General features: G+C 61.3%; 6 protein-coding genes and 1 pseudogene. 2 read left to right on the plus strand and 5 right to left on the minus strand.

What is annotated here, in order from left to right:
- The 4 genes and pseudogenes from Q0349_RS12270 to sucC all read right to left on the minus strand — a co-directional run.
- Positions 1–235: pseudogene (locus Q0349_RS12270) on the minus strand (hypothetical protein); the annotation flags it as partial.
- 27 nt (positions 236–262) lie between these two features.
- Positions 263–1,093, minus strand: a complete 831-nt coding sequence (locus Q0349_RS12275; protein ID WP_298081305.1) for a CbrC family protein — start codon at positions 1,091–1,093, stop codon at positions 263–265.
- Positions 1,094–1,201: 108 nt separating this feature from the next.
- Entirely contained in the window at positions 1,202–2,074 is an 873-nt protein-coding gene (sucD, locus tag Q0349_RS12280; RefSeq protein WP_298081306.1) for a succinate--CoA ligase subunit alpha, read from the minus strand.
- A gap of 11 nt (positions 2,075–2,085) precedes the next feature.
- On the minus strand, positions 2,086–3,246 hold the full coding sequence (gene sucC, locus Q0349_RS12285) for an ADP-forming succinate--CoA ligase subunit beta (RefSeq protein WP_298081307.1): 1,161 nt from the start codon (positions 3,244–3,246) through the stop codon (positions 2,086–2,088).
- 105 nt (positions 3,247–3,351) lie between these two features.
- Between sucC and Q0349_RS12290 the strand changes: the two genes are divergently transcribed.
- Complete coding sequence (locus Q0349_RS12290; protein ID WP_298081308.1) at positions 3,352–3,750, plus strand: thioesterase family protein; 399 nt, start codon at positions 3,352–3,354, stop codon at positions 3,748–3,750.
- On the opposite strand, the gene rluD is transcribed toward Q0349_RS12290, so the two are convergent.
- Positions 3,735–4,697 (minus strand): 23S rRNA pseudouridine(1911/1915/1917) synthase RluD, encoded by a 963-nt coding sequence (gene rluD / locus Q0349_RS12295; RefSeq protein ID WP_298081309.1) that lies wholly within the window; start codon positions 4,695–4,697, stop codon positions 3,735–3,737. The two genes, Q0349_RS12290 and rluD, sit on opposite strands and share 16 nt — an antisense overlap.
- Before the next feature lie 40 nt (positions 4,698–4,737).
- Here rluD and Q0349_RS12300 point away from each other — a divergent pair.
- The coding region (locus tag Q0349_RS12300) for an outer membrane protein assembly factor BamD (RefSeq protein ID WP_298081310.1) at positions 4,738–5,562 on the plus strand (825 nt) is incomplete at its 3' end.

A 5,562-nucleotide genomic window follows, 5' to 3' on the forward strand; every position in this document is an offset into this window, starting at 1 on the left:
GGGTTTCAGTCGCGCCGCCGCTGAAATCCGGCGCTTTTTTGAAGGCACGCGGCGCTGGCCACGGGCTGAAGGCGTGCTCCCAGTCGGTGCGGTCCAGCGAGAGGAGATGAACGTCGGCGACGGCATCGGCTTCGTGCGGCTGGAGGCAGGTGAGGACGAGCGGCGCGGTGGCGGACAGCGCGGCGGGGGCGTAGTGGCGGAGGTTTTCGTCGGTGAGGATGCGGATGGGGTGCATGGGGTTTCATGTGTCGCGGGGTGGCGGTCAGTCCATGTCCACGTACAGGACGTGCTGGCCGCAATGCAGGCAGCGGAAAAGGTAGCCTGCCATCGAGCCGTGTGCTTCGATGTATGGCAGGTATTCGGGGTCGGGCTGATGGAAGCCATACCATTCGATGCGGTCAGTAAGACCTTGTTCTTCCAGTTCCCGCCAGCCGGTATAGCCGATGAAGGCGCAGTAATCACCGCAGTGATCCGGCCACGGTTCCTGTTGCCAGCCCGCATAGGACGGGGTGCGGTGGCAGAGTTCGTCCTGTTTTTCCCGCGCGATGTCCGGCGAGATGCTGCCGCTATCGACGAATGCACCGTGATATTTTTCGGCGGCGCGGCCGCTTTTGATGCAGCCGGGGCAAAGGGCATTGATGTTTGCCCGGCTGTAAAACGGGTTGGTGTAAAAGATGTGCGTGGGTTTGTCGCAGCAGTCGCAGGTGACGGCTTCTTCTTGTGTTTTGAAGATGTTGGCAGCGAGCGGGTCAGGGCAGTATTTGAACTGTGGCAGCGCGGCTTTCAGTTCGGCGGTGATGCGTAGCGGGCGTTTGGCGGCGAAGCGGTCGCCATAATCCCCGGCAAGGTTTTTGAGGCGGACGATATTTTGCCGGTCATGGCGGTTGTTGCGGTCAAAGGCGGTTTGCTGGTGTTGAAAGGCGGTCTGGTAGCGGCCAAGCGCTTCGTAAATGTAGGCAAGGGCGCGGTGTTTTTGCGGGCTGTCCGCCTCGGCGGTAAGGACGGGTTCAAGGTCAAACAGCCGCAGCAGGCGGGCGTTTTCGTCAAGCGCGCCCGCTTCGTGGATGAGGGTTTGATAGTCGTCGGGGTGCATGGGATGTCCTGGGGCAGGAAATTTACATACACCTGAGCGCTCAAGGTGTATGTAAATGGGGTATGGTTGTAAAAAAGCCCGCCGGAGCGGGCTTTTTGCGGTGGCGGGTCAAGCGCCCATCAGTTGTTTCAGGGTCGCGCCAATGTCTGCCGGGGAGCGGACGGTGGCAACGCCTGCCGCTTCCAGCGCGCGGAATTTGTCCGCTGCCGTGCCTTTGCCGCCAGCGATAATCGCGCCCGCGTGTCCCATCCGTTTGCCGGGCGGGGCGGTGACGCCCGCGATGTAGGCGACGACGGGTTTGTTGACGTGTGCCTTGATGTATTCGGCCGCTTCTTCTTCGGCGGAGCCGCCGATTTCGCCAACCATGACGATGCCTTTGGTTTGCGGGTCGGCCTGGAAGGCGGTGAGGACGTCAATGAAGCTGGTGCCGTTAATCGGGTCGCCGCCGATGCCGACGCAGGTGGACTGGCCGAGGCCGATGGCGGTGGTTTGGTGCACGGCTTCGTAGGTCAGTGTGCCGGAGCGGGAGACGATGCCGACCACGCCCGGCTGGTGGATGTGGCCGGGCATGATGCCCATTTTGCATTCGCCGGGGGTGATGACGCCGGGGCAGTTCGGCCCGATAAGGCGGACGCCCGTGCCGCTGATGGCGGTTTTGACTTTGAGCATATCCTGCACCGGGATGCCTTCGGTGATGCAGGCGATGACTTCGATGCCCGCATCGACTGCTTCGAGGATGGAGTCGGCGGCAAAGGCGGGCGGGACGAAGATCATCGAGGCGTTCGCGCCTGTCGCGGCGACGGCTTCGGCGCAGTTGTTGAAGACGGGGCGGTCGAGGTGGCTTTGTCCGCCTTTGCCGGGGGTGACGCCGCCAACGAGTTGGGTGCCGTAGGCGATGGCCTGTTCGCTGTGGAAGGTGCCTTGTGAGCCGGTAAAGCCCTGGCAGATGACTTTGGTGTTTTTGTTGATGTAGATGCTCATGGGGTGTTCCTTTATTGGGCGGCGGCTACGGCTTTTTTGGCGGCGTCGGTGAGGTCGTCGGCGGAGGTGATGCCGAGGCCGCTTTCGTCCAGCATTTTGCGGCCAAGTTCGACGTTGGTGCCTTGCAGGCGGGCAACAACTGGGACTTTGAGGTCGATTTCTTTGGCGGCGCTGATGATGCCTTCGGCGATGAGGTCGCATCTGACGATGCCGCCGAAGATGTTCACCAGGATGCTTTTGACTTCGGGCGAGGTGAGGATGAGTTTGAAGGCTTCTTTGACGCGCTCGGCGGTCGCGCCGCCGCCGACGTCAAGGAAGTTCGCCGGTTCGCCGCCGTGCAGTTTGACGATGTCCATCGTCGCCATTGCCAGCCCCGCGCCATTGACCATGCAGCCGATGTTGCCGTCGAGGGCGACGTAGTTGAGTTCGAGTTCTTGTGCCTTGTTTTCGCGCGCGTCTTCCTGGGTCGGGTCGCGCATTTCGGCGAGGTCTTTGTGGCGGTAGAGAGCGTTGTCATCGACGCCGATTTTCGCATCAAGCGCCAGCAGTTTGCCGTCGCCGGTGACGATGAGCGGGTTGATTTCGACCATTGACAGGTCTTTTTCCACGAAGAGGTTGTAGAGGCCTTGCAGCAGGTTGGCAAGCTGGCCGACCTGTTTTTTGTCCAGCCCCATCGCGAAGCCGAGGCGGCGGCCAATGTAGGGGAAGTAACCGGCAGAGGGGTTCACGCCCGCGCTGTGGATTTTTTCCGGGCTTTTTTCGGCGACTTCTTCGATGTCCATGCCGCCTTCGGCGCTGGCGATGAAGGAGACGCGGCGGCTGGCGCGGTCAACGACGGCGGAGACGTAGAGTTCTTTGACGATGTTGAGGCCTTCTTCGATGAGAACCATGTTGATCGGCAGGCCAATTTCGCCGGTTTGTTTGGTTTTCAGGGTGTTGCCAATCATTTGGCTGGCGTACTGGCGCACTTCGTCCAGGCTTTTGGCGACTTTGACGCCGCCCGCCTTGCCGCGCCCGCCCGCGTGGACTTGCGCCTTGACGACCCAGACGCTGCCGCCCAGTTCTTGTGCGGCGGCGACGGCTTCGTCGGCGCTGTGGGCGAGTATGCCGCGCGGGGTGTCCACGCCGTAGGCACGGAAGAGCGCTTTGGCCTGATATTCATGCAGGTTCATAGGGTTGTGTCCTCTTGGATGTTTGAAAGGTTTGCGGCGGCAATGGTAGCAAAGTTTGTTAAGCAGGGGCTATTATTGCTGGTGTTTTTTGTGGAGAGCTTGTGAATGGCGGCGTTTTTTCATGTGTTTTCGTGTGCGGTGCGCTGGGGCGATATGGATGCCTACGGTCATGTCAATCATGCGCTGTTTTGGCGTTATCTGGAGTCGGCGCGGATTGCCCTGTTTGAGGAGGCCTGCGGCGCGGCGGATTTGCCGATGCTGGTCGTGGCCGAGGCGCGCTGCCGTTATCTGGCGGAGTTGTGCTATCCGGCGACAGTTGAGGTGCATTCGGCGTTGCAGGATGTGCGCGGCAGCTCGCTGGTGGTGGACGCCGAGATACGCGAGGGGGAACGGCTGTGCGCGGTGGCGCAGGTGCAATTGGTCTGCTTTGACCCGGCGCGGCGCAGGCCGAAGCGGTTGCCGCCGGATTTTCTCGCGGAGATTGGCGCTTATGTGAGGGTTTGAAGCGGGCGCAGCGCGGTGAGCAGGGTTTGCAGGTCGGCAGGCAGCGGGCTGGCGAAGGTGGTTTCTTCGTCGTCAGCGGGATGGTGCAAGGTGAGCGCGGTCGCGTGCAGTGCCTGACGCGGGAAGTCGAGCAGGGTTTGCCGCACTTCGGGCGGGATGCCTTTGCCGGGCGGGGTGGCAAGGCCATAGAGCGGGTCGCCGACGAGCGGGTAGTGTTGCGCCGCCATGTGCACGCGGATTTGGTGGGTGCGCCCGGTTTCGAGGGAAACGCGCAGCAGGGTGGCAGCGTCGCCGAAGCGCTCTTCGATGCGGTAGTGGGTGATGGCGGGCTTGCCGTCGGGGCGGATTGCCATTTTCAGGCGGTCGCGCGGGTGGCGTCCCAGCGGCTGGTCAATGGTGTCGCCGGCGGTGACGTAGCGGTGGACGAGGGCGAGGTAGGTGCGCCCCATCGTGCGCTCTTGCAGTTGGCGGACGAGGTGGGCGTGCGCGCGCAGGTTGCGGGCGACGACGAGCAGGCCGCTGGTGTCCTTGTCGAGGCGGTGGACAATGCCGCCGCGCGGCAGTTGCGCCGTTTCCGGGAAATGGTGCAGCAGGGCGTTGAGCAGGGTGCCGTCCGGGTTGCCCGCAGCGGGATGGACGACCAGCCCGGCAGGCTTGTCAATGACGATGATGTCGGCGTCGGCGTGGATGACGGTCAGCGGGATGTCTTGCGATTGGGCGTCATTCTCCACTTCCACGGCAATCCGCGCACTGATGCGGTCGCCCGGATAGACCATGTCCCTGGCGCGGGCGGGGTTGCCGTTGAGCTGTACCAGTCCGCCCTTGATGCTTGTCTGCCAGCGGCTGCGCGAATATTCCGGGTAAACGCGGGCGAGATATTGGTCAAGTCGCCAGCCGCGCACGGCGTCGTCGGCGACACAAGAAAGCGTCTGGTGTTCTGCGGTCATCGTCTATAATGCGGATTTTTCAAACTATTGGAGCGAGCGAATGCAGCGTGTGCAAAAATGGGTTCTCGGCTTTGGCCTGATGGGCGGGTTACTCGCCTGTTCATCCATGGAACAGGACGAAACGGTCAACTGGAGCGCGGAAAAACTCTACCAAACCGCAAAAACCGAAATGAATGACGGCGCTTACGGTAGCGCCAGCAAATATTATACCAAACTGCTTGCCCGCTACCCCTTTGGCCGCATCGCCCAACAGGCAACGCTTGACCTCGCCTACGCCTACTACCGCGACGGCGAAACCGAAAAAGCGCAGGCGGAAATTGAGAATTTCATCCGCACCTACCCGCAGCATCCCTACATTGATTACGCCTACTATATGCGTGGCGTGTTCGCCTACGAAAAAGACGTCAGTATCTTCGACCGTCTGAATCCGATCAACATGGCGCAAACCGACCCGCAGCCGCTCAAGCAGGCGTTCAACTACTTTGACGAGCTGGTGCGCCGTTTCCCGCAAAGCGAATACGCCGAAGACGCGCGTTTCCGTATGCTCTTCATCAAAAACCTGCTGGGCCAGCACGAACTGGAAATCGCCGACTACTATATGCGTAAAGGCGCGTACATCGCGGCGGTCAACCGCGCCAAAGGCGTGCTGGAACAATATGAACAGACACCGAGCACACCCTACGCGCTGGCACTGATGACGCGCGCTTACCGCGAGTTGGGCGAGAAACAACTGTCGCAGGATACCTACCGTGTTTTGGAAATGAACTTCGCCGACAAACTGCGCGACGAAGAAATCCAGCACTACCTCCAGGGCGACATCAGCAAAAAACTCAGTCTATGGCAGCTTATCCAGGCCAAGCCGAAA

This window comes from uncultured Cardiobacterium sp., assembly GCF_938028185.1.
GTDB lineage: Bacteria > Pseudomonadota > Gammaproteobacteria > Cardiobacteriales > Cardiobacteriaceae > Cardiobacterium.

Coding starts and splice junctions, on each gene's coding strand:
- rluD (WP_298081309.1), bottom strand. CDS start 4,697: ATGACCGCAGAACACCAGACGCTTTCTTGTGTCGCCGACGACGCCGTG.
- Q0349_RS12275 (WP_298081305.1), bottom strand. CDS start 1,093: ATGCACCCCGACGACTATCAAACCCTCATCCACGAAGCGGGCGCGCTT.
- Q0349_RS12290 (WP_298081308.1), top strand. CDS start 3,352: ATGGCGGCGTTTTTTCATGTGTTTTCGTGTGCGGTGCGCTGGGGCGAT.
- sucD (WP_298081306.1), bottom strand. CDS start 2,074: ATGAGCATCTACATCAACAAAAACACCAAAGTCATCTGCCAGGGCTTT.
- sucC (WP_298081307.1), bottom strand. CDS start 3,246: ATGAACCTGCATGAATATCAGGCCAAAGCGCTCTTCCGTGCCTACGGC.